This window comes from Rubrivivax soli (genome assembly GCF_049810355.1).
Classification (GTDB): domain Bacteria; phylum Pseudomonadota; class Gammaproteobacteria; order Burkholderiales; family Burkholderiaceae_C; genus Rubrivivax.
In genome coordinates, this window is the sequence record NZ_CP187368.1 from 2520284 (window position 1) to 2542658 (window position 22375).

General features: G+C 73.0%; 23 protein-coding genes. 16 read left to right on the forward strand and 7 right to left on the reverse strand.

Features of this window, described 5'->3' with window-relative positions:
• Nucleotides 1-6 precede the first annotated feature (6 nt).
• The 9 genes from ACPOLB_RS11335 to ACPOLB_RS11375 are packed head-to-tail and all read left to right on the forward strand — an operon-like array spanning nucleotide 7 to nucleotide 9013.
• The gene (locus ACPOLB_RS11335; RefSeq protein ID WP_425261469.1) at nucleotides 7-1092 is read left to right on the forward strand and encodes a methyl-accepting chemotaxis protein; all 1086 of its coding nucleotides are present in this window, start codon (nucleotides 7-9) and stop codon (nucleotides 1090-1092) included.
• Nucleotides 1093-1107: 15 nt separating this feature from the next.
• Nucleotides 1108-1479, forward strand: a complete 372-nt coding sequence (locus tag ACPOLB_RS11340; protein WP_425261470.1) for a response regulator — start codon at nucleotides 1108-1110, stop codon at nucleotides 1477-1479.
• Nucleotides 1476-1763 carry an STAS domain-containing protein gene (locus tag ACPOLB_RS11345; protein ID WP_425261471.1) on the forward strand — a complete coding sequence of 96 codons (288 nt, stop codon included), beginning with the start codon at nucleotides 1476-1478 and terminating at the stop codon, nucleotides 1761-1763. The genes ACPOLB_RS11340 and ACPOLB_RS11345 overlap by 4 nt, the downstream gene beginning before the upstream one ends.
• The gene (locus ACPOLB_RS11350) at nucleotides 1760-3901 is read left to right on the forward strand and encodes a chemotaxis protein CheA (RefSeq protein WP_425261472.1); all 2142 of its coding nucleotides are present in this window, start codon (nucleotides 1760-1762) and stop codon (nucleotides 3899-3901) included. The genes ACPOLB_RS11345 and ACPOLB_RS11350 overlap by 4 nt, the downstream gene beginning before the upstream one ends.
• Nucleotides 3898-6093: a methyl-accepting chemotaxis protein gene (locus ACPOLB_RS11355; protein ID WP_425261473.1), complete on the forward strand. Its 2196-nt coding sequence runs from the start codon at nucleotides 3898-3900 to the stop codon at nucleotides 6091-6093. The genes ACPOLB_RS11350 and ACPOLB_RS11355 overlap by 4 nt, the downstream gene beginning before the upstream one ends.
• 10 nt (nucleotides 6094-6103) lie before the next feature.
• Entirely contained in the window at nucleotides 6104-6607 is a 504-nt protein-coding gene (locus ACPOLB_RS11360) for a chemotaxis protein CheW (protein ID WP_425261474.1), read from the forward strand.
• Between the two features lie 29 nt (nucleotides 6608-6636).
• A complete protein-coding gene (locus ACPOLB_RS11365) occupies nucleotides 6637-7449 on the forward strand; it encodes a CheR family methyltransferase (RefSeq protein WP_425261475.1) in 813 nt (270 codons plus the stop codon).
• Complete coding sequence (locus ACPOLB_RS11370; RefSeq protein ID WP_425261476.1) at nucleotides 7446-7940, forward strand: chemotaxis protein CheD; 495 nt, start codon at nucleotides 7446-7448, stop codon at nucleotides 7938-7940. Before ACPOLB_RS11365 ends, ACPOLB_RS11370 begins: the two co-directional genes overlap by 4 nt.
• Before the next feature lie 11 nt (nucleotides 7941-7951).
• Complete coding sequence (locus ACPOLB_RS11375; protein ID WP_425261477.1) at nucleotides 7952-9013, forward strand: protein-glutamate methylesterase/protein-glutamine glutaminase; 1062 nt, start codon at nucleotides 7952-7954, stop codon at nucleotides 9011-9013.
• A gap of 115 nt (nucleotides 9014-9128) precedes the next feature.
• Here ACPOLB_RS11375 and ACPOLB_RS11380 read toward each other — a convergent pair whose 3' ends face one another.
• The 3 genes from ACPOLB_RS11380 to ACPOLB_RS11390 all read right to left on the reverse strand — a co-directional run bounded on the left by ACPOLB_RS11380 (nucleotide 9129) and on the right by ACPOLB_RS11390 (nucleotide 14309).
• On the reverse strand, nucleotides 9129-9683 hold the full coding sequence (locus ACPOLB_RS11380; protein WP_425261478.1) for a glycine zipper 2TM domain-containing protein: 555 nt from the start codon (nucleotides 9681-9683) through the stop codon (nucleotides 9129-9131).
• 152 nt (nucleotides 9684-9835) lie between these two features.
• Nucleotides 9836-10831, reverse strand: a complete 996-nt coding sequence (locus tag ACPOLB_RS11385) for a response regulator (RefSeq protein WP_425261911.1) — start codon at nucleotides 10829-10831, stop codon at nucleotides 9836-9838.
• A 7-nt stretch (nucleotides 10832-10838) separates the two neighbouring features.
• Nucleotides 10839-14309 (reverse strand): hybrid sensor histidine kinase/response regulator, encoded by a 3471-nt coding sequence (locus ACPOLB_RS11390; RefSeq protein WP_425261479.1) that lies wholly within the window; start codon nucleotides 14307-14309, stop codon nucleotides 10839-10841.
• A gap of 92 nt (nucleotides 14310-14401) precedes the next feature.
• Between ACPOLB_RS11390 and ACPOLB_RS11395 the strand changes: the two genes are divergently transcribed.
• From ACPOLB_RS11395 to ACPOLB_RS11415, 5 genes are read left to right on the forward strand one after another with little or no spacing between them, the layout of a single operon-like run.
• Nucleotides 14402-14704, forward strand: a complete 303-nt coding sequence (locus tag ACPOLB_RS11395; protein WP_425261480.1) for an urease subunit gamma — start codon at nucleotides 14402-14404, stop codon at nucleotides 14702-14704.
• A 43-nt stretch (nucleotides 14705-14747) separates the two neighbouring features.
• Nucleotides 14748-14927: a hypothetical protein gene (locus tag ACPOLB_RS11400; protein ID WP_425261481.1), complete on the forward strand. Its 180-nt coding sequence runs from the start codon at nucleotides 14748-14750 to the stop codon at nucleotides 14925-14927.
• 12 nt (nucleotides 14928-14939) lie between these two features.
• Nucleotides 14940-15245, forward strand: coding sequence for an urease subunit beta (locus tag ACPOLB_RS11405; protein WP_425261482.1), 306 nt, complete (start codon nucleotides 14940-14942; stop codon nucleotides 15243-15245).
• Entirely contained in the window at nucleotides 15245-16972 is a 1728-nt protein-coding gene (ureC, locus tag ACPOLB_RS11410; RefSeq protein ID WP_425261483.1) for an urease subunit alpha, read from the forward strand. Before ACPOLB_RS11405 ends, ureC begins: the two co-directional genes overlap by 1 nt.
• Before the next feature lie 5 nt (nucleotides 16973-16977).
• Nucleotides 16978-17214 carry a DUF1653 domain-containing protein gene (locus ACPOLB_RS11415; RefSeq protein WP_425261484.1) on the forward strand — a complete coding sequence of 79 codons (237 nt, stop codon included), beginning with the start codon at nucleotides 16978-16980 and terminating at the stop codon, nucleotides 17212-17214.
• A gap of 22 nt (nucleotides 17215-17236) precedes the next feature.
• Here the strand turns inward: ACPOLB_RS11415 and ACPOLB_RS11420 are convergent, their stop codons facing one another.
• The 4 genes from ACPOLB_RS11420 to ACPOLB_RS11435 form a co-directional block, all read right to left on the reverse strand.
• The gene (locus ACPOLB_RS11420; protein ID WP_425261485.1) at nucleotides 17237-17452 is read right to left on the reverse strand and encodes a hypothetical protein; all 216 of its coding nucleotides are present in this window, start codon (nucleotides 17450-17452) and stop codon (nucleotides 17237-17239) included.
• Nucleotides 17453-17519: 67 nt separating this feature from the next.
• A complete protein-coding gene (locus ACPOLB_RS11425) occupies nucleotides 17520-17852 on the reverse strand; it encodes a hypothetical protein (protein ID WP_425261486.1) in 333 nt (110 codons plus the stop codon).
• Nucleotides 17853-17854: 2 nt separating this feature from the next.
• On the reverse strand, nucleotides 17855-18700 hold the full coding sequence (locus ACPOLB_RS11430) for a hypothetical protein (RefSeq protein WP_425261487.1): 846 nt from the start codon (nucleotides 18698-18700) through the stop codon (nucleotides 17855-17857).
• A gap of 115 nt (nucleotides 18701-18815) precedes the next feature.
• Nucleotides 18816-20960 (reverse strand): winged helix-turn-helix domain-containing protein, encoded by a 2145-nt coding sequence (locus ACPOLB_RS11435; RefSeq protein WP_425261488.1) that lies wholly within the window; start codon nucleotides 20958-20960, stop codon nucleotides 18816-18818.
• A gap of 73 nt (nucleotides 20961-21033) precedes the next feature.
• Between ACPOLB_RS11435 and ureE the strand changes: the two genes are divergently transcribed.
• Together ureE and ACPOLB_RS11445 are read left to right on the forward strand one after the other, a co-directional pair.
• Entirely contained in the window at nucleotides 21034-21666 is a 633-nt protein-coding gene (gene ureE / locus ACPOLB_RS11440; protein WP_425261489.1) for an urease accessory protein UreE, read from the forward strand.
• A gap of 10 nt (nucleotides 21667-21676) precedes the next feature.
• Nucleotides 21677-22360, forward strand: a complete 684-nt coding sequence (locus ACPOLB_RS11445) for an urease accessory protein UreF (protein WP_425261490.1) — start codon at nucleotides 21677-21679, stop codon at nucleotides 22358-22360.
• The last annotated feature ends 15 nt before the right edge of the window (nucleotides 22361-22375 follow it).

Sequence of the window (22375 nt, forward strand, 5' to 3'; positions counted from 1 at the left end):
TCCAACATGGCCGCGCACCACACCCTGACCACGACCCTTGTGACCGCCCCGGCCGACGGCCGCTCGCTGCCGCGCCCGGGCTGGACGCTGGCCGGCCTGTGGCGCCGCCTGCGCGGCGGTCCGGCCGAGGCGCCTGCCGACCAGCTGCGCGTGCAACTGGCGCGCTGCATCGACGAGGCTGCGCGCACCTGGACCACGCACCTGGGCACGGCGCAGCAGCAGATGCGTGACGCGACCGAGCAGCTGCTGCAGGGCTTCGCGCAGATCCTGGAGCAGCTCGACGCCATCACCGCCGTCGGGCCGGGTGCCGGCGGCACCGCGCACGGGCTGGACGCGCGTGCCGAGGTGCTGGCGGCGTGCGAGGCGCAGCTGCGCAGCCTGATCGACAACTTCCACCAGTTCGTGGCCTCGCGCGACGAGGTCATGCACTCGGTGCGCTCGCTGGCCGGCTCGTCCACCCATCTGCGCGACATGGCCGAGGACGTGGCCAAGCTCGCGCGCCAGACCAACCTGCTGTCGATCAATGCCGCCATCGAGGCGGCACGCGCCGGCAGCAGCGGCCGCGGCTTCGCGGTGGTGGCCGCCGAGGTGCGGCGCCTGTCCACCGAGTCGGGCGACACGGGCCGGCGCATCAGCGAACAGGTGCACACCTTCGGCGACGCGATGCAGCAGGCGCTGGACGGCGCGGCCGCGCACAACGCGCAGGACCACGTCGTCATCGCCAGCTCGGAGAAGACCGTGGCCGAGGTGGTCGAGCAGGTGGACGGCGCGGTGAACGCGCTGAACGCCCGCGCCGCCGACCTGGCCGCGCGCAGCGACGCGGTGCGCCGTCAGGTCGAGCAGCTGATGGTGGCCTTCCAGTTCCAGGACCGCGTGCAGCAGATCGTCGACCAGGTCTGTCACAGCATCGTGCAGGGCAGCGCCCGGCTGCAGCAGGCGCTGGTCGAGGGCCGCGCGCCCGAGCCCGCCGACTGGACCGCGCTGCTGAGCGCCGGCTACACCACCGACGAGCAGCGCCAGCTGGGCGGTGCGCCAACCGGCGCGCCGGCAGCCGCCGCGGCATCCGCCAGCACCGAGACCACCTTCTTCTGACCCAGGCAGTTCCCCATGGCCAAGACCATCCTCATCGTCGACGACTCCAGCTCGCTGCGCACCGTGGTGCGGCTGGCGCTGCAGCGCGCGGGCTACGACGTCCTGGAGGCCGGCGACGGCGTCGAAGGACTCAAGCAGCTCGACGCCGCGTCCAAGGTGCACCTGATCGTCAGCGACGTGAACATGCCGAACATGGACGGCATCAGCTTCGTCACCGAGGTGAAGAAGCACGCGCGCCACAAGTTCTCGCCGGTGATCATGCTGACCACCGAAGGCCAGGACGAGAAGAAGCAGCAGGGCCGCGCCGCCGGCGCCAAGGCCTGGATCGTCAAGCCCTTCAACCCGCCGCAGCTGCTGGACGCCGTGTCCAAGCTGATCCTGCCATGACCGGCACCACGGGCACGGTCCTCGCGCTGCCGCGCGAGCTGACGATCTACAGCGTCGGCGAACTGCGCCCGCAGTGGCTGGACTGGCTGCACGACAGCGCCAACCACTGCGTCGACGGCGCCGCGGTCGACGAGGTCGACGCCGCCGGCGTGCAACTGCTGCTGGCGCTGCAGCATGCGCTGCGGGCAGCCGACCGCCCGCTGCAGCTGCGCCAGCCCAGCACCGTGCTCGCCAACGCCTGCGCGGCGCTCGGCCTGCAGGCCCTCGTGGGAGACCAGGCATGACCCAGAACGACCGCGACAACAGCTTCATCGCCGAAGCCCTGCCGGCCTTCATCAGCGAGGCCCACGAGCAGATCGAGCGCCTGGAGCAGCTGCTGCTGGAACTGGAGGACGCCCCCGACGACCGCGACCTGCTGGACGCGCTGTTCCGCTGCGCGCACACGGTGAAGGGCTCGGCCGGCATCTTCGGGCTCGACGCGGTGGTGGGCTTCACGCACCACGTGGAGACGCTGCTCGACCACGTGCGTGCAGGCCAGGTGGCGCTGACGCCGGCGCTGAGCACGCTGCTGCTGCAGTGCAACGACCAGATGCGCCGGCTCATCGCCGACGCGCAGCACCCCGAGGACGAGGACGCCGACGCGCAGGCGCACCGCGGCGCCCTCGTGGCGCGTCTGCAGGCTGCCTGCGCCCAGCCCGCGCCGGCCCGGGCGGCACAGGCCGCGCGGGCGGAGCCGGACAGTCCGGCCACCGGCAACGCACGCTGGCCGGTGGCGGTGCGCTTCGGCGGCGACACCTTCCGCAACGGCATGGACCCGCTGGCGATCCTGAACTACCTGCGCGGCATGGGCGAGATCACCGCGCTGCGCTGCGACGCGGCCGCCGTGCCCGCACTGGACCGCCTGGACCCCGAGCAGTGCCACCTGGGCTTCGACTTCGTGCTCGACACGGCGCAGCCGCGCGAGTCGATCGACGCCGCCTTCAGCTTCGTGCGCGACGATTGCACGCTGGACATCGGCGCGCCCGCCGGGGCTTGCGACGGTCCCTCCGTGACGGCTGCGCCCCGCACGGCGGCGCACGACGCTCCGGCCGACGGCACGCCGGCGCAGGACACCCCGGCGCAGCACCCGCAGGCGCCCGCCGCCGCGTCCGAGGCCGCGCGCAAGCCGCAGCAGCGCAAGGCCGCCGACGCCGGCCACGGCGACGACCAGCGCTTCATCCGCGTGCAGGCCGACCGGCTGGACGCCGTCATCAACCTGCTGGGCGAGCTCGTGATCGCCAGCGCCGGCGCCTCGCTGCTGGCGCGCCAGACGCGCCAGGGCGCGCTGGTCGAGGCCAACGACCAGATCAGCCAGCTCGTCGAGGAGATCCGCAACGGCACGCTGCAGCTGCGCATGGTGCCGATCGGCGAAACCTTCTCGCGCTTTCGCCGCGTCGTGCGCGACACCGCGGCCGAGCTCGGCAAGGACGTGCAGCTGGAGATCGTCGGCGGCGAGACCGAGCTCGACAAGTCGGTGGTCGAACGCATCGCCGACCCGCTGATGCACCTGGTGCGCAACGGCCTCGACCACGGTCTGGAGACCCCCGAGGAGCGTGTGGCCAACGGCAAGCCGGCGCAGGGCCGGCTGGTGCTGTCGGCCTGCCACGAGGCGGGCAGCATCCTGATCCGCATCGCCGACGACGGCCGCGGCATCCGGCGCCAGAAAGTGCTGGAGCGCGCCTGGGAGCGCGGCCTGGTCGAACGTGGCACCGTGCCCAGCGACGCCGAGATCCTGCAGCTGGTCTTCGCGCCGGGCTTCTCCACGGCCGAGCAGGTCACGAACCTGTCGGGCCGCGGCGTCGGCATGGACGTGGTTCGCCGCAACATCGAGGCGCTGCGCGGCAGCGTCGAGATCGCCAGCGACGAAGGCCGCGGCAGCCGCATCGAGATCCGCCTGCCGCTGACGCTGGCCATCATCGACGGCTTCCTGGTCGGCGTCGGCAGCTCCAAGTTCATCTTCCCGCTCGACGCCGTCGTCGAGGTCATCGAGAACCGGCAGGCCGTGCAGGCGCTCGACGCACGCGGCCGCGGCATCGTCGAGCTGCGCGGGCAGGCGCTGCCCGTCACCAGCCTGCGCGCGCTGTACGGGCTGGACAGCCCGGCACCCGAGCGCACGAGCGTCGTGGTGCTGCAGGCCGCCGGCCGCCGCTACGGCGTGCTGGTGGACAGCCTGCTCGGCCAGCACCAGACCGTCATCAAGCCGCTGGGCCGCATGTTCCGCAGCCTGCGCGGCATGTCGGGCTCGTCGATCCTGGGCAACGGCGAAGTCGCCCTGATCTTCGACGTGCCCGCCCTCAGCCAGCTGGCGGCGACGCCGGCGCTCTCTCCCGTCCACGCGCCGCAGCGCGCAACCATCACCACCCCCGAAGGACAGACACCATGACCCAGCCCAACACGTCCTGGATGGCGCGCCTGCTGGCCGGCCCCGAGCTGCAGCAGGCCCACGAGGCCGCCACCCGCGCCGCCGCCGCGGCCGCCGCCGCCGAAAGCGCGCGCACCGACGCCGAGGCGACGCTGGCGCAGGTGCGTGCCCGGCTGGACGAGGTCGAGGCCGAGCTGAAGGTGCGCACCGACATCATGAACGTCACGAGCATCGTCTCGGAGGCCGACAAGAAGGGCGACATCCTCAGCGTCAACGAGAAGTTCACCGAGGTCTCGAAGTACAGCCGCAGCGAGCTGATCGGCCAGCCGCACAACACCACGCGGCACCCCGACATGCCCAAGGAGACCTTCAAGGAGCTGTGGCAGACCATCGGCCGTGGCCAGATCTTCCGTGGCGTCATCAAGAACCGCGCGAAGGACGGCACGCCGTACTACGTGGACGCCGTGGTGGCCCCGATCCTGGGCGAGAACGGCAAGCCGATGAAGTACCTCGGCGTGCGCTACGACATCACCGAGGCCGAGATCGAGCGCCAGAACGCACGCGGCATCCTGGCCGCCATCGACGCCAGCTACGCCTACATCGAGTTCGACCTCGGCGGCCACGTGCTGCGGGCGAACAACAACTTCCTGAACACGCTGGGCTACCGCGCCGACGAGATCACCGGCCAGCACCACCGCCTGTTCATGGACCCGGCGCAGGCCGCGGCACCGGCCTACGCGCAGTTCTGGCGCGACCTGAACGCCGGCAAGGCGCAGAACGACACCTTCCGCCGCGTCGCCAAGAACGGCAGCGAGGTCTGGATCCAGGCTGTCTACGCGCCTGTGAAGGACGAGATGGGCCGCGTGGTCAAGATCGTGAAGATCGCCACCGACGTCACTGCCTCGGTGCAGGCCGCCAACATGCTGCGCCAGGCCGTCGAGCAGGCGCAGCAGGTGGCCACCGCCGCGCGCAACGGCGACCTGCGCCAGCGCATCCCGATGGACGGCAAGACCGGCCCCATCGCCGCGCTGTGCGAAGGCGTGAACGCACTGATGGAGACCACGGCCACGGTGTTCGACGACGTCGGCCGCGTCTTCGGCGCGCTCGCTGCCGGCGACCTGAGCCAGCGCATCACCGCCGACTACGGCGGCAGCTTCGGCCAGGTGCGCGACGACGCCAACGCCACCAGCGAGACGCTGGCGGCCGTGATCGACGACGTCGGCCGCGTCTTCAGCGGCCTGGCCAGCGGCGACCTCACGCAGCGCATCGTGCGCGACGCGCAGGGCACCTTCGAGCAGGTCAAGCACGACGCCAACACCAGCTGCGAGAAGCTGGCCGGCATCATCGAGGAAGTGCGCGCCGCCGCCGACGCGCTGACGGGTGCTGCCAGCCAGGTCAGCGCCACGGCGCAGAGCCTGTCGCAGTCGGCCAGCGAGCAGGCGGCGTCCGTCGAGGAGACCACGGCCTCCATCGACCTGATGTCGGCGTCGATCACGCAGAACAGCGACAACGCCCGCGTCACCGACGGCATGGCCACCAAGGCCAGCAAGGAAGCCGGCGAGGGCGGCAGCGCCGTGACGCAGACGGTCGCGGCGATGAAGCAGATCGCGGCCAAGATCAGCATCGTCGACGACATCGCGTACCAGACCAACCTGCTGGCGCTGAACGCGGCCATCGAGGCGGCGCGCGCCGGCGAGCACGGCAAGGGCTTCGCGGTGGTGGCCGCCGAGGTGCGCAAGCTGGCCGAACGCAGCCAGGAAGCGGCCAAGGAGATCGGCGACCTGGCCGGCAACAGCGTCAGCACCGCCGAGCGCGCGGGCAAGCTGCTCGACGAGATCGTGCCCAGCATCCAGAAGACCAGCGAGCTGGTGCAGGAGATCGCCGCGGCGTCGCAGGAACAGAGCCAGAGCGTGACGCAGATCGGCGGCGCGATGGGCCAGCTGAGCAAGGCGACGCAGCAGAACGCGTCGGCCTCGGAAGAGCTGGCGGCGACGTCGGAGGAGCTCTCGGGCCAGGCCGAGCAGCTGCAGCAGTCGGTGGCGTTCTTCACGCTGCAGGCCGAGGCGCAGCCGCAGCGCGGTGCCAAGCCGGGCCGCGGCGAGCCCGCGGTGGAGCGCCGCGCGCCGAACTCGCCGATGCGCGGCGCACCGCGCCCGGCCGCCGGCCCGGCACGCGCTGCCACCGGCACGCACGGCAACTTCCGCCCGTACTGAGCACCGCGCCATGGCACACGACGATCGCACCGAGCGCGGCGCCCAGTACCTGACCTTCCTGCTCGGCTCGGAGGTGTTCGCGATGGACATCCGCACCGTGCGCGAGATCATCCAGGTCGGTGCCATGACCACGGTGCCGCTGATGCCGGCCTTCGTGCGCGGCGTCATCAACCTGCGCGGCGCGGTGGTGCCGGTGATCGACCTGCACGCGCGCTTCGGGCGCCGCCCGGCGACGCTGGGCAAGAAGAGCTGCATCGTGATCTTCGACGCGCTGCGCGACGGCGAGCGGGTCGAGCTCGGCCTGCTGGTGGACGCGGTGAGCGAGGTGGTGGACATCGCCGCCGACGCCATCGAGCCGCCGCCCGACTTCGGCACCGCGGTGCGGCGCGACTTCATCCGCGGCATCGGCAAGCTGGGCACGCGCTTCGTCGTCGTGCTCGACCCCGACCGCGCGTTCGACGTCGAGGACATGGCCCGGCTGTGCGAGGCCGCGGTGCAGACCGAACCCGCCTGAGACCGGCACCGACCGGGACCGCACCGACCATGCAAGCCCTGCGCGACGACACCTACCGCGGCATCACGGCGCTGATGCACGAGGCCGTGGGGCTGAGCTTCCACGACAGCAAGAAGCCGCTGGTCGCGTCGCGGCTGGCGCAGCGCATCCAGCGCATCGGGCTCGGCAGCTTCGACGACTACCTGGCGCTGATCTCGCGGCCCGACGACGGCGGCGAGTTCCAGATGGCGGTGGACCTGCTGACCACCAACGAGACCTACTTCTTCCGCGAGCCGGCGCACTACGACCTGCTGGCGGCAGAGATCACGCGCAACAAGCCGCCGTCGCTGCGCGTGTGGAGCGCGGCCTCGTCGTTCGGCGACGAGGCCTACAGCACCGCGATGCTGCTGTCGGACCTGGCGCTGCAGGGCCGCATGGGCAGCGACTGGCGCATCCTGGGCACCGACATCAGCGACCGCGTGCTGCGCAGCGCGGTCGAGGCCGTCTACCCCGAGGAGCGGCTGCGCCACGTCACGCCCGAGCGCCTGAAGCGCTACTGCCTGCGCGGCGAAGGCGCCAGCGCCGGCCTGGCACTGATACAGCCGCGCCTGCGCGAGCGGGTGTCCTTCGGCCAGCTCAACCTGTGCCAGCCCTTCGACGGGCTGGGCCCCTTCGACGTGGTGTTCCTGCGCAACGTGCTGATCTACTTCGACGCGCCGACCAAGCGCGCCGTGGTCGACCGCGTGCTGACGCAGCTGCGCCCGGGCGGGCTCTTCTTCATCGGCACCGCCGAAGGCCGCGTGCCCTGCGACACCCCGCTGCAACCGCTGGCGCCCGGCGCCTTCCGCAAGGGCGGCGCGTGAGCGCCGCACCGTCGTTCGGCTGCACGCAGCCGTTGCCGCTGGCCACCGTGCTGCACCCCGGCGACGTGGCCTGCGTGGGCCGCGGCGAGCGGCTGGAGACGCTGCTGGGCTCGTGCGTGGCGGTGGTGCTCACCGACCCGCGGCGCACCGTGGGCGCGATGTGCCACATCGTGCACGCCGGCGCGGCGCACGGCGCGCCGGGCAAGGCGGCGAGCTTCGGCAGCGAGGCGCTGCAGGCGCTGTTCAAGCTGCTGCGGAAGCGCGGCATCGAACCCCGCCTGTGCGAGGCCTTCGTCTACGGCGGCGGCAACATGTTCCCGGCCCTGTTCACGCGCCGCCACGTCGGCGACGAGAACGTGCGCTGGGTGCTGGACGCGCTGGCGTCCGAGGGCATCGCCGTGCACGCGCACGACCACGGTGGCGCCACCTACCGCCGGCTGGTCTGGACCGTGGGGCCGACGCTGCCGCAGGTCCGGGCCGTGCAGGTCTGAGGAACACGACCATGACGATCACCGTGTACGTGGTGGACGATTCCGCCGTGGTGCGGCAGACGCTGATGCACCTGCTGCAGGGTGATCCCGAGATCACGCTGATGGGCAGCGCGCCGAACCCGCTGCTGGCCGCGACGGCCATCCGCAAGCAGCGGCCCGACGTGCTGCTGCTGGACATCGAGATGCCGGGCATGGACGGGCTGACCTTCCTGCGCCAGGTGATGGAGGAGATGCCCATCCCCACCGTCATCTGCTCCACGCTCACCGAGAAGGGCAGCAAGGTGGCGCTGGATGCGCTGGCCGCCGGCGCCGTGGCCGTGGTGGCCAAGCCGCGGCTGGGGCTGAAGCAGTTCCTCGAGGACTCGCGGCGCGAGCTGCTGCAGACGCTGAAGTCCGCCGCCCGCAGCAAGCCGCGGGCCGCGGCCCGGCCGGCAGCGGCCGCCACCACGCCGGCCGCTGCCGCCCCGCGCGCGCCGGTGGCCGGCCTGCACGCGCTGTCGGTGAACAAGCCGGTGGTGCTGGGCTCGTCCACCGGCGGCACGCAGGCCATCGAGTCGGTGCTGATGGCGCTGCCGTCCGATGCACCGGGCATCGCGATCGTGCAGCACATGCCCGAGAAGTTCACCGCAATGTACGCGCAGCGCCTGGACCAGCTGTGCGCGATGCACGTGCGCGAGGCCCGCGACGGCGACCGGCTGGAACGCGGCGTGGTGCTGATCGCGCCCGGCGGCCGCCACATGACGCTGCGCAAGGCCGGCGGCCAGTACTACGTCAACGTCGTCGACGGCCCGCCGGTGAACCGCCACAAGCCGTCGGTGGACGTGCTGTTCCGGTCGGCCGCCGACTGCGCCGGCCGCGACGCGCTGGCGATCGTGCTCACCGGCATGGGCGACGACGGCGCGCGCGGCATGAAGCTGATGCACGACCGCGGCGCCCGCACCGTGGCGCAGGACGAAGCCACCTGCGTGGTCTTCGGCATGCCCAAGGAAGCCATCGCCTGCGGCGCGGTGGACGAGGTGCTGCCGCTGCAGCGCGTCGCGCGCGCGGTGCTCGAGTTCGACCAGCGCGGCTGAGGCGCTCCGGACACGCAGGCAGCGCCTGCGCGCTGCCTCGCCCCGGTCAGCCGCCAGGCGCCTGGCAGCGGCACCCCGCCGGCCCACGGCCGCGCCCCGGCGCCGCCGCCGCGCGCTAGGAGGGATCCGCGTCGCCGGGCGGCGCGGTCACGACCCTGCCATCCTTCACCGGCAGCGTCGCACCCGGCTTGAACGAGGTCCGGGCCACCGCCTCCTTGCCGCCCAGGCGGTAGGTCACGTCGTAGCCGACCAGCTTCCTCGACTTCTCCTGCACCGTCTTGCACTGGCGCTCGGTGGACGTGACGACGTCCTTCTCCTGCAGCTTCTTCTGGACCTGGTTGCCGGCGTACCCGCCGGCAGCCGCCCCGGCCACGGTCGCCAGCTTCTTGCCGTCGCCGCCGCCGATGGTGCTGCCGATCAAGCCCCCCGCGATGCCGCCGACCACGGTGCCGGCAATGCGGTTCTCGTCCTTCACCGGCGCCTGTCGCTGCACCTGCACGTCGGTGCACCGCTCCTGCGGCGTCAGCACCGTCGCATGCACTTCCTTCACGGCCACCACCTCGGCCGAGCTCGGCGCGGCGAGCTTCTGGTAGCCGGTGACGGCGCCTGCGCCCACCACGACCATCGCGACACCGCCCAAGGCGATGCCCTTCAACATGGACTTGTCCATCGGTCAGACCTCCTGAAAGACCGATTCTTTCAAGGCGCGCGGCTCCCACCGTGACAACACGTTTCAGCGCCCGCGCACGGCGGACCGACGGGGTCCGGCTCCATGCCCTCGGCTGCGGTCGCTCCGGCACCGGGCGCGCCAGCCAGTCGTCCTCACCCGCGCGCCAGCTCCTTCACCCGCGCCATCGCCACCGCCGCGGCCGCGGTGCGGGTCTCGACGCCGAGCTTGGCGAAGATGTGCTCCAGGTGCTTGGTCACCGTGCGCGGGCTGGTGCCCAGGATGTCGCCGATGTCGCGGTTGGTCTTGCCCTTGACCACCCAGTACAGCACCTCGGCCTCGCGCGCGGTGAGTTCCAGCGCCAGCGTGATGGCCTCGACGATGGCGGCGTCGTCGCTGGCGCGCATCACCACCAGCCATTCGGCGCTGGCGCCGCCCGTGCCACCGTCCGCGTCGTCCATGCTGCTGTCGGGCATCGCGTGCAGCGCGAACGTGATGCGCCGCGCGCCGCGCGCCACCGTCAGCGTCTGCGCCTCGGCCCCGGCGCGGCGGCGCAGCGCCTCGCGCGCCACCCAGGCGATCACCTCCGGCGGCGTGCCGTGCTCGTCGCCGCCGAAGTGCTCGGCCAGCAGCCGCCGCGCCAGTGCCGTCTGCCAGACGCGGCGGCCGTCGCGTTCACGCACCACCAGCGTCGCGTGGCCGAAGGCGTCGAGCGCGTGCCGCGCCTGGCGCTGCGCGCGCGCCTGGTGCAGGTGCGCGGCGATGCGCGCCAGCACCTCGCGCGGGCGGATCGGCTTGGTCACGTAGTCGCTGCCGCCGGCGCCGAAGGCCGCCACCACGTGCTCGGTCTCGGTCAGGCCGGTCATGAAGACGATGGGGATGGGCGCGGTGTCGGGGTCGGCCTTCAGGCGCCGCGCCACCTCGAAGCCGTCCATGCCGGGCATCACCGCGTCGAGCAGCACGATGTCGGGCAGCGCGCGCGCGGCCAGCGCCAGCGCGGCCTCGCCGCCGGTGGCCACCAGCACGGTGTAGCCGGCCTCGTCGAGCGCGTCGTTCAGCAGCGCGATGTTGTCGGGCACGTCGTCGACGACCAGCACGACATCGGCGCCGCCGGGCGCGCCGGCCAGGGTGACGCCGTCGGCATCGGGCACGGTGGTCTCAGGCGGCACGGGGCTCCTCCAGGGCTTGTCGCAGCACGTCGTTCATCGCATCGAACCGGAACTGGCGCGCCAGCAGCCGCATGCGTTCGGCAAAGGCCGCGTGCGCCGGGTCGGCGGCCTCGATGGCGTCGATCTGGCGGCCGATGCCGCGCACGTGGCCCAGGCTGACCGCATCGTGCAGCGCACGCAGCAGTGCCACCGGCGGCCTGGCCGCGGCGCCGTTCGCCGGTGCGGGTGCCGCGGGCGCCTGTGCGGGGGCCGGTGCCAGCGTCCACTGCAGGCCCAGGTGCCGGCCCAGCCAGTCGAGCAGCTCGGTCATGCGCACGGGCTTGACGAGGAAGTCCTCGGGCGGCAAGCCGACGTCGTTCTCCAGCCGTTTGTCGAAGGCGTTGGCCGACACCACCGCCAGCGGCATCGCGTGGCCGGCCGCGCGCAGGCGGCGGATGGTCTCCCAGCCGTCGATGCCGGGCATCGCCAGGTCCATGAAGACGGCGTCGAACGCCGCATCCGGCTGCGCCAGCAGCGCCAGCGCCTCCTCGCCCGAGGCCGCGGCCGTGAGCTCGAAGCCCAGCGGCTGCAGCAGGTCCAGCAGCAGGCGGCGGTCGGCCTCTTCGTTGTCCACCGCCAGCACGCGGCGGCGCGGGCCCGCGTAGCCGGTGCGGCGCTGGCGCGGGTCGTCGCGCAGCGGCAGCAGGCCGCGCGCGTCGGGCAGCAGCTCGGGCAGGAACAGGCGGATCGTGAACGTCGTGCCCTGCCCCGGCTGGCTGGCCACCGTCATCTCGCCGCCCATCAGTTCGGTGAGCATGCGCGCGATGGTCAGGCCCAGGCCCGTGCTGCCGACGCTCATGCCGCTGGCGGCGCTGCCGCGCTCGAAGGGCTCGAACACCCGCGCCAGCTCGGCGGCGGTCATGCCCGGGCCGGTGTCGCTGATCTCGAAACGCGCCATCTCGCGCTGGTAGCGCACGTGCAGCCGCACCTGGCCGCTGGGGGTGAACTTGAGCGCGTTGCCGAGCAGGTTGATGAGGATCTGGCGCAGCCGCTTCTCGTCGGCGCGCACCGCCACCGGCAGCGTGCCGTCGACGGCGAAGCTGAACTGCAGGCCCTTGCCCGCGGCCTGCAGCTCGAACAGCCGCGCGATCTCGGCCAGTCCGTCGGCGAAGCGCATCGGCCGCACGTCGAGCGCCAGCTTGCCGCTCTCGATGCGCGCGATGTCGAGCGTGCCCTCGATCAGGCTCAGCAGGTGGTCGCCGCCGCGGCGGATCACGCTGACGGCCTGGCGCCGGTGCGCGGGCATGGCCTCGTCTTCCTCGAGCAGCTGCGCGTAGCCGAGGATGCTGTTCAGCGGCGTGCGCAGCTCGTGGCTGATGGTGGTGATGTAGCGGCTCTTGGCCTGGTTGGCGGCGTCGGCCTGGCGCGTGGCCTGCTGCAGCGCTTCGTCGGTGCGCGCGTGCGAGGCGATCTCGCGCTGCAGCGCCGCCGTCTGCCGGCGCGATTCCTCCTGCGCCGCTTGGCGGCTGCGGTGCGCGAGCACCAGCCACCAGCACACGATGCCGGCCACGATCCACAGCAGCAGGAAGGCGCTGACGAAGCCCTGGCCCAGCGTCGGCTCGAACAGCGCCGCCTGCGCGCCGAGCGCGCGCTGCATCTGCCGGTGGCCCAGCAGCAGCAGCCCGGCCAGCACCGGCGTCACCAGGCCCAGCAGCAGCAGGTAGTGCGCCAGGCCGGCGTCGAGCTGCGGCGCCATGCGCGCGGGCAGCAGCCGCCGCAGCAGCGCCGCCCACTGTGCCGACAGCCGGGCGTCGGGCTTGCACTGGTCGTCGCAGCGGGCGTCGAGCGTGCAGCACAGGCTGCAGATCGGCGCGCTGTAGGCCGGGCAGTGCGCCATGTCCTCGGTCTCGTAGTCGCGCTCGCAGACCGTGCAGCGCGCGGTCAGCCGCTGGTAGGGGCCGTCGGCGGCGGACGGCTCGGCGGGCACGGACACGGGAACGATCGGGATGCTGCGCCGCGCGATGTAGTACCGGCCCCGCGTGGCCCAGGCGATCAGCGGCGAAGCCACGAAGGCCGTGACCAGCGCGATCAGCGCCGAGAACGCCTGCGCCAGCGGCCCGAAGGCGCCCAGGTGCGCGGCCACCGACAGCGCCGACGCGATGCCCATCGCGCCCACGCCCACCGGGTTGATGTCGTAGAGGTGGGCACGCTTGAACTCGATGCCTCTCGGGCTCCAGCCCATCGGCTTGTTCACCACCAGGTCGGCCACCACGGCCATCATCCAGGCGATCGCGACGTTGGCGTACAGGCCCAGCACATGGCTGAGGGCCTGGAACACGCTCATCTCCATCAGCACCAGCGCGATGCCGGTGTTGAACACCATCCACACCACGCGCCCCGGGTGCGCGTGCGTCAGGCGCGAGAAGAAGTTGCTCCAGGCCAGCGAGCCGGCGTAGGCGTTGGTGACGTTGATCTTCAGCTGCGAGACGAACACGAACGCGGCCGTGGCCGCCACCGCCAGCCCGTAGTGCGAGAACACCAGCTCGTAGGCGGCCAGGTACATCTGGTTCGGGTCGACGGCGCGGTCGGCCGGCACCATGTGCGAGAGCGCCAGGTAGGCCAGCAGCGCGCCGCCCAGCATCTTCAGCACGCCCAGCAGCACCCAGCCCGGGCCGCCGGCCAGCACCGCGGCCCACCAGCGCCAGTGCTGCCCGGGCCGCGGCTCGGGCATGAAGCGCAGGTAGTCGACCTGCTCGCCCATCTGCGTGATGAGCGCGATGCCCACCGTGGTGGCCGCCCCGAAGGCCAGCAGCTCGAAGCCGCCGTGCGTGCCGTCGGCCCCGGCGTAGCTGGCCAGGCCGTCGACGATGCCAGGGTGCTCGGCGAACACATAGACGAAGGGCACCACCAGCATCAGCAGCCACAGCGGCTGCGTCCACATCTGCAGCCGGCTGATGGCCGTGACGCCGTGCGTCACCAGCGGGATCACCACCAGCGCGCACAGCAGGTAGCCCCAGGCGGGCGGGATGTCGAAGGCCAGCTCCAGCGCGTAGGCCATCACGGCCGCCTCGAGCGCGAAGAAGATGAACGTGAAGCTGGCGTAGATGAGGCTGGTGATGGTGCTGCCGATGTAGCCGAAGCCGGCGCCGCGGGTCAGCAGGTCCATGTCGACGCCGTGGCGCGCGGCGTAGACGCTGATCGGCAGCCCGGCCAGGAAGATCACGAGACCCGTGGCCAGGATCGCCAGCGCCGCGTTGACGAAGCCGTGCTGCACCAGCAGCGTCGCGCCCACCGCCTCGAGGATCAGGAACGAGGCCGCGCCGAACGCCGTGTTGGCCACGCGCCAGGGGCTCCACTTGCGGAACGAGCGCGGCGTGAAGCGCAGCGCGTAGTCTTCGATGCTCTCGCGCGCGACCCAGCTGTTGTAGTCGCGCCGGGTGGTGACGACACGTTGCTGGGCGGGGGCGGCGCTGGGGTGCACCGGTGCCCTGCACTCAAGAAGCGCACCAGGGTGGGCGGGCAGCGGGGGACGGCGGGTTTAGCATGGCACCCAACCTGCTGAGGCCTGGACCCATGGACCTGACCCCCCGCGAAAAAGACAAGCTGCTGATCTTCACCGCCGCGCTGCTGGCCGAACGCCGCAAGGCGCGCGGGCTGAAGCTCAACGTGCCCGAGGCCATCGCGCTCATCACCGCGGCGCTGATGGAAGGCGCGCGCGACGGCAAGACCGTGGCGCAGCTGATGAGCGAGGGCAAGCAGGTGCTCAGCCGCGCCGACGTGATGGACGGCGTGGCCGAGCTGGTGCCCGAGATCCAGATCGAGGCCACCTTCCCCGATGGCACCAAGCTGGTGACGGTGCACCAACCGATTGCATGAACTGCCGCATGAACAACGATCCGCGCCCCGAAGGAGTGCCCGCATGAAGTCCGTCCTGAGCGCCGCGGCGCTGGCCTGGGCCGCCCTGGCCACGACACCCGCTGCCGCCCACGAAGGCCACGGTCTGCCCGGCAGCAGCCACTGGCACGCCACCGACACCGCCGGCCTGCTGCTGGTGGTGGTGCTGGCCGCCGGCCTGGCCTGGTGGACCCGTCGCAAGTGAGGAGCGCAGCCCATGGTGCCCGGTGAACTCCTGGTCGACGACGGCGAACTGGCGCTGAACCCCGGCCGCCCGACGCTGACCCTGGTGGTCGAGAACACGGGCGACCGGCCGATCCAGGTCGGCAGCCACTACCACTTCGCCGAGACCAACCCGGCGCTGCGCTTCGACCGCGCCGCCGCGCGCGGCATGCGGCTGCACATCGCCAGCGGCACCGCGGTGCGCTTCGAGCCCGGCCAGCAGCGCACCGTGACGCTGGTGCCCTACGCCGGCGCGCGCCACGTCCACGGCTTCCGCGGCCAAGTGCAAGGACCCCTGTGATGAGCCGCATCGGCAAACGCGCCTACGCCGAGATCTTCGGCCCCACCGTCGGCGACCGCGTGCGGCTGGCCGACACCGACCTGCTGATCGAGGTCGAGGCCGACCACACGCTGCGTGCCGGCGGCTACGGCGACGAGGTGAAGTTCGGCGGCGGCAAGACCATCCGCGACGGCATGGGCCAGGGGCAGGCCGTCAACGGCCCCGGTCACTTTGAGGCGGCCGACTGCGTGATCACCAACGCGCTGATCGTCGACCACTGGGGCATCGTGAAGGCCGACATCGGCATCAAGGGCAGCCGCATCGCCGCCATCGGCAAGGCCGGCAACCCCGACGTGATGGACGGCGTCGACATCGTCATCGGCCCGGGCACCGAGATCATCGCCGGCGAGGGCATGATCGTCACCGCCGGCGGCATCGACAGCCACATCCACTTCATCTGCCCGCAGCAGATCGACGAGGCCCTCTACTCCGGCATCACCACCATGCTCGGCGGCGGCACCGGCCCGGCCACCGGCACCTTCGCCACCACCTGCACGCCGGGGCCCGAGAACCTGCACCGCATGCTGCAGGCGGCCGACGCGTTCCCGATGAACCTGGGTTTCCTGGGCAAGGGCAACGCCTCGAAGCCCGAGGCACTGAGCCAGCAGATCGCCGCCGGCGCCATCGGCCTGAAGCTGCACGAGGACTGGGGCACCACGCCCGCGGCCATCACCAACTGCCTGGACATCGCCGAGGTCACCGACACGCAGGTGTCGATCCACTCCGACACGCTCAACGAGAGCGGCTTCGTCGAGGACACCATCGCCGCCACGCGCGGGCGCACGCTGTGCGCCTTCCACACCGAGGGCGCGGGCGGCGGCCACGCGCCCGACATCCTGCGCGTGGTGGGCGAGGCCAACTTCCTGCCCAGCAGCACCAACCCCACGATGCCCTACACCGCCAACACGGTGGACGAGCACCTGGACATGCTGATGGTGTGCCACCACCTCGATGCGTCCATCGCCGAGGACCTGGCCTTCGCCGAGAGCCGCATCCGCCGCGAGACCATCGCCGCCGAGGACGTGCTGCACGACCTGGGCGCGATCAGCATGATGTCGTCGGACAGCCAGGCCATGGGCCGCGTCGGCGAGGTCATCCTGCGCACCTGGCAGACGGCGCACAAGATGAAGCAGCAGCGCGGCGCGCTGCCTGGAGACTCGGCGCGCAACGACAACACGCGCGTGAAGCGCTACATCGCCAAGTACACGATCAACCCGGCGATCGCCAACGGCATCAGCCACGAGGTCGGCTCGGTGGAGATCGGCAAGTGGGCCGACCTGGTGCTGTGGCGCCCGGCCTTCTTCGGCGTCAAGCCGAGCCTGGTGCTCAAGGGCGGCTTCATCGCCGCGGCGATGATGGGCGACCCCAACGCCAGCATCCCGACGCCGCAGCCGGTGCACACGCGGCCGATGTTCGGCGCCTTCGGCGGCGCGTTGCACAAGACGTCGCTCACCTTCGTCAGCGGCGCGGCGCTGCGCGGCGAGATCGGCGACGAACTCGGCCTGAAGAAGCGCCTGGCCTCGGTGCACGGCTGCCGCAGCGTGAAGAAGCCGGACATGGTGCACAACGGCTGGCTGCCGACGATGGAGATCGACGCCCAGACCTACCAGGTGCGCGCCGACGGCCAGCTGCTCACCTGCGAGCCGGCCACGGTGCTGCCGATGGCGCAGCGCTACTTCCTGTTCTGACCGGCGTGGACGACCACGACCTGCCGCCGCTGCCCGACACGCCCACGGGGCGCTACCGCCACTACAAGGGCGGCGCGTACGAGGTGCTGGGCGTGGTGCGGCACAGCGAGACGCTGCAGCCGCTGGTGCTGTACCGCGCGCTGTACGGCGCGATGGGCCTGTGGGTGCGGCCGCACGCGATGTTCTTCGAGACGGTCGTGGTGGACGGCGTGGCGCAGCCGCGCTTCCAGCGCGTGGGCTGAGCCGCGGCGGCGGCGCCGGCCGCTACATCCGCCAGATGTCCCACAGGCCCACGGCGACGTGGCCCCAGATCAGCAGGTTGAAGCCCAGCAGCGCGAACACGCGCGAGATGTTCCACAGCACGCGGGCGCGCGTGGCGCAGGCGGCTTCACCCGTCACCGCGTACAGCAGCAGGTACAGCACCGAGGGCAGCAGGGTGCCCACGATGAGAACGCCCATCACCCAGTAGAAGACAGTCATGCGGCCATTATCGCGACGGCTCGGTGACGCCGCCGCCGTGGGCCAAGGGGGGTGGGCCGGCGGCGGGCTACTGGTTGGCAGCGATGCGGCCCATCTCGCCCCAGGTGGTGCAGGCGTCGACGCCCTTCCTGCGGTGCTCTGCCAGCATCGCCTGCACGCGCGCCTGCAACGCCGCCTTGCGCTCGCGGTCGGCCGGGCCGGAGGCCGGCAGCTGGCGCAGTTGCTCCTGCATCATCTCGTTGGCCTGGCGGCAGCGCGACAGCTGCTCCGCCGTGCAGGCGGCGGCGCCGCAGGCACCGGCGGCGGCCGCCGCGGTGTGCGGAGCGAGCGAGGCCAGCGCGGCCAGCCAGGCCAGGCAGGCCGCGGCGCGCAGACCGCCGTGCAAGGGTGACTGGGGCATCGTCAGGGTCCTTCGTGGTGGTGGGCAGATCGGGTCGGTGGCACCGACGCCAGCGGCGCGTCGGCCGGGCAGTGCCGCCGCGCCGGCACCGCGTCCAGCGTGTCGGCGGCGGCGGCGCGCAGCTGCGCCTGGGTGGCCGGCGCCACGCCGTTGTCGATGTCGGGCAGTGCGCGCGGCGAGCGGCCGGTGATGCCGGCGTAGAGCACCAGCGCCGCCAGGAACGCCCCGGGCACGTCGGCATGGTTGCCGTCGCTGCTGTGCAGGCGCAGCGTGGGGTCGCGCTGCAGCGCCAGGTCCCAGGCCTGGCCCACCGGCGCCACGCAGGCGGGCTGCGCGGTGGCGATCGTCACGTGCAGGTCGTAGATGCGCGCCGTTTCGGCCACGCCGCGGCGCGGCCACTCGGGAAACAGCACCGGCACCGCCTGCTGCCCGCGCGCAGCCTGCACCAGCAGTTCCGCACCCAGCGTCGAGTAGCTGAAGGCCCCGGAGGTGCTGTACTTCTGCGCCTGCAGCACCACGGCGCTCCAGGCGCGGCTGCGCAGCAGGTCCAGCGACGCGCGGTGGTCGACGCGCTCGTCCAGGAACATCCACCCCGGCGCCACGGCCACGGCGACCGTCTTGCCGGGCAGGCCGGCACGCAGCAGCGCGCCCAGCTGGGCCGGCAGGTTCGCCACCGTGGTGTGGCTGTTGCCCATCATCAGCACCGTGACGTCCGCGGCCGCCACGGTCTCGGCGCTGTCGCCACCGGCCGTGTCGCTGCTGCCGCCGCAGCCGGTGGACAGCAGGCCGAACAAGACGAGCAGCAGTGCCGGCAGCCGGCGGCGCGGATCGGAGCGAGGTCTGGACATGTGCCGCAGTAGGCCCCGGGCCACACCGCAGGCGCAAGCCGCGGCCGATCCAAGACCGATCCAAAAGAAATTGCTTCCCGCCCGACAAGGACTTGGGCGCGGCAGCGCCGGGGTTTCAGCGCGCCTGCATCAGGTCGGCGACCGCGACATCGGCCTGCTCCACCAGCAGGCTGCCGCCGTCCCCCAGCGCAAAGCTGGCCTGCTCGGGGAACGTGCCCAGCGCGTGCGTGCCCAGCAGCTGCAGCCGGCCGGTGGCGGGGTCGAGCCGGTGGAAGCGCTCGGCGTCACCGCGCGACAGCAGCAGCAGGCCGTCAGTGCCCCAGCGCCAGTCGAGCAGCCGTTCGCCGGCGGGCAGGCTGGCCAGCGCGCGTTCGGCGCCACTGGCCGCGGCGCGCCAGCGCAGGCCGTCGTGCAGGCGCGGCTGGTAGACGAAGCCGCTGCCGTCGGGTGCCCACTGCAGCGCGCGCCCGGGCGGCGACGCGGTGTCCAGCGCCGCGGCGGCGCCGCTGCCGTCCACGGCGAAGCGCCACAGCTGCCAGCGGCCGCCACGGTCGCTGGGCACCCAGACGGCGTCGCCGCTCGGGTGCCAGGTCGGGCGGCCGTAGCGCGCGGCGTCGGCAGCCAGCGGCCGCGGCGCGCCGCCCGGGTGCGGCAGCAGGCACAGCCCGATGCGCCTGCCCGGCCCGCAACTGCCGAGGAAGGCCACCGTGTCGCCGCGCGGCGACCAGGCCGGCGCCGCCAGCGTGCCCTGCAGCTGGGTCAGCGCACGCGGCGCAGCGCCGTCGGCCGGCGCCAGCCACAGCTCGGGGTGGCCGGAACGCCGCGACACGAAGACCGTGCCCGAACTGGCGTGGTGGTCGGGCATGCGGTCGCTGGCGACCGATTGGATCAGCCGCTGCGGCGCCGCCCCCGGTGCCGCCAGCCGCGCGATGCTGACGTGCGTGCGCAGCAGCGCGTAGACCAGGCTGCCGTCGCCAGCCACGGCCGGCGCGCTGCCTTCCAGCCCCAGCGGCTGCAGCTGGCCGCTGCTGCGCTGCCAGCGCAGCAGCACGCGCGTGTCCTGCTGTGTCGTCGACAGCACCAGGTCCTGCCCGTCCGGCAGGAAGCCCAGGCCGTGCAGCCACTGCAGGCGCAGGCTGCTGAGCCGGCGCACGTCGCCGTCGAGCCCGGTCTCGTGCAGGTCGCGGCTGCCGTCGGCCGGGTCCTGGCGCACGAAGGCCAGGCGCCGGCTGTCGGGCGACCAGGCCGGCTGGTGGTCGGCCAGGGCCGCGGGCGGCGCGGTCGTCAGCCGGCGCAGGCCGCTGCCGTCGGGGGCGACGAGGAACAGCCCGCCGGCGCCGTCGGCCTCGCCGCTGAAGGCCAGCCAGCGGCCGTCGCCCGACCAGTCCAGGCTGGGCGTGAACATCGGCGCGCACGCGGCCAGCGCCCGCGGCGGGCCGGCGCGCACCCCGCCGGCCACCGGCTGCAGCCACAGCGTGCAGCGGCCGTCGGCGGCGGTGGCGGTGAAGGCGAGTGCGCGGCCGTCGGGCGACCAGGCCAGCGCGTTGACCTCGCCCGCGCCGCCGCTGACAGGCTGCGGCGCCGCGTCCAGGTCGGCCGCCGGGCGCAGGTACAGCGCCCCCGTGCCCTGCCCCTGCCACCAGGCCAGCGCGAGCCAGCGGCCGTCGGGCGAGAGGCGGCCCAGGTACTCGTGGCCGGGGTTGTGGGTCAGCGGCGTCACCAGGCGCGGCGGCGGCTGTGTCGGGGCGACCGGCGCACTGCCGCCGCGCCACCAGGCCCAGCCGGCGGCCAGCACCACGGCCGCCGCTGCGACCGCGGCGGCGGCGGCCCGCCGGGCCGGTGCCGTCCGCGCCGGTGGCGGCACGGCGCCGGCGGCGACCGCCGGCGCGCCGGGCGGCGACGCTGGCTCGCCGCCTGCGGCGGCGGCGGTCGCGATCGCCCGCACCGGCGCGATCAGCCGGTAGCCCTTCTTCGCGATCGTCTGCAGGTAGCGCGGCTGCTCGGGGTCGTCGCCCAGCGCCTGGCGGATCGTCCAGACCGCGGTGTTGATGGCCTTGGGCGCGACGAACCGGTTGCCGTCCCACACCGCCTGCACGATGTGCTCGCGCGTCACCGTCTCGCCGGGGTGCCGTGCCAGCAGCACCAGCAGCGCCATCGCCTTGTGGCGCAGGGGCCGCACTTCGCCGCCGCGCAGCAGGCGGTTGCCGGGCGCGTCGACCAGCCAGTCGCCCAGGGTGAAGGCTTCTTGCGCCGGGTCCATGCGGTGATCGTAGTGGCTGCCGCGGCGGTGGCAGGCCCTAGACTTGCCAGCATCCGACTGGAGTGCGCCACCGATGCTGACCGTGAACAAACTCATCGCCCAGGGCCGTGGCCTGGCGCCCGCACTGCTCAAGCGCGCCAGCAGCGTCGCGCTGGACTGGGACACCCGGCAGAAGAGCCGCTTCGACACCACCGACAGCGCCGGCCGCCACCTGGGCGTGTTCCTGCAGCGCGGCCAGGTGGTGCGCGGCGGCGACGTGCTGGTGGCCGAGGACGGCACGCTGGTGCGCGTGGACGCAGCGCCGCAGCCGGTGCTGCGCATCACCACCTGCCCGACGCACGGCGCCCCCTTCGACCTGACCCGCGCCGCCTACCACCTGGGCAACCGCCACGTGGCCATCGAGCTGCGCCCCGACCACCTGCAGATCGAGCCCGACCCGGTGCTGGCCGAGATGCTGCGCCGCATGCACCTGATCGTGCACGAGACGCAGGCCGGCTTCGAGCCCGAGGGCGGCGCCTATGCGGCGGGGCACGATCACGGCCACGCCCACGCGCACGCCCACGGCAGCGTCGCGGCGCCGTCACCGCGCCCGGCGATTCCCGTCGTGGCCGCCGCGGCACCGCACGTGCACGGGCCGGGCTGCGGACACGACCACGACCACGGGCACGGGCACGGGCACGGACACGACCACGGTCCCAACCACTGACCCGGCCGCGATGGACGCACCGACGCTGCTGCGCCTGATGTGGCTGGCCTCGCCGGCGCTGCCGGTGGGCGGCTTCAGCTATTCCGAAGGGCTGGAGGCCGCGGTCGAGGCCGGCCACGTGCACGACGAGACCTCGGCCGGCGACTGGCTGCTGCAGCAGCTGCAGCTGACGCTGGCGCGCGCCGACGGCCCGGTGGTGGCGCAGGCCGCGCGCGCCTGGCGCCGGCGCGACCAGGCCGCCGTGGCGGTGCTGAACACCTGGGTGCAGACCAGCCGCGAGACCGCCGAGATGCGGCTGCAGGCCGAGCAGATGGGGCGCTCGCTGGCCGAGTGGCTGAAGAACGGCGAGCAGGCCGGCGACCCGCGCATCGCGCAGCTCGCCGCGCTGCCGCCCGCGCCCACCTGGCCGGTGGCCTTCGCGCTGGCCACCGTGCTGGCCGGCGCGGACGAGGAACCCGCGCTGGTGGCCTATGCCTTCGGCTGGGCCGAGAACATGGTGCAGGCGGCGATGAAGGCCGTGCCGCTGGGCCAGGGCGCGGCGCAGCGCATGCTGGCGCGCCTGGCGGGCGCGGTGCCCGGCGCGGTGCGGCAGGTCGCGGCCTGCGCCGACGGCACGCAGCAGGCCTTCGCACCGATGCTGGCCGTGCTGTCGGCGCAGCACGAGACGCAGTACTCGCGGCTGTTCCGGTCCTGAAGCGCGGCGCCGCGG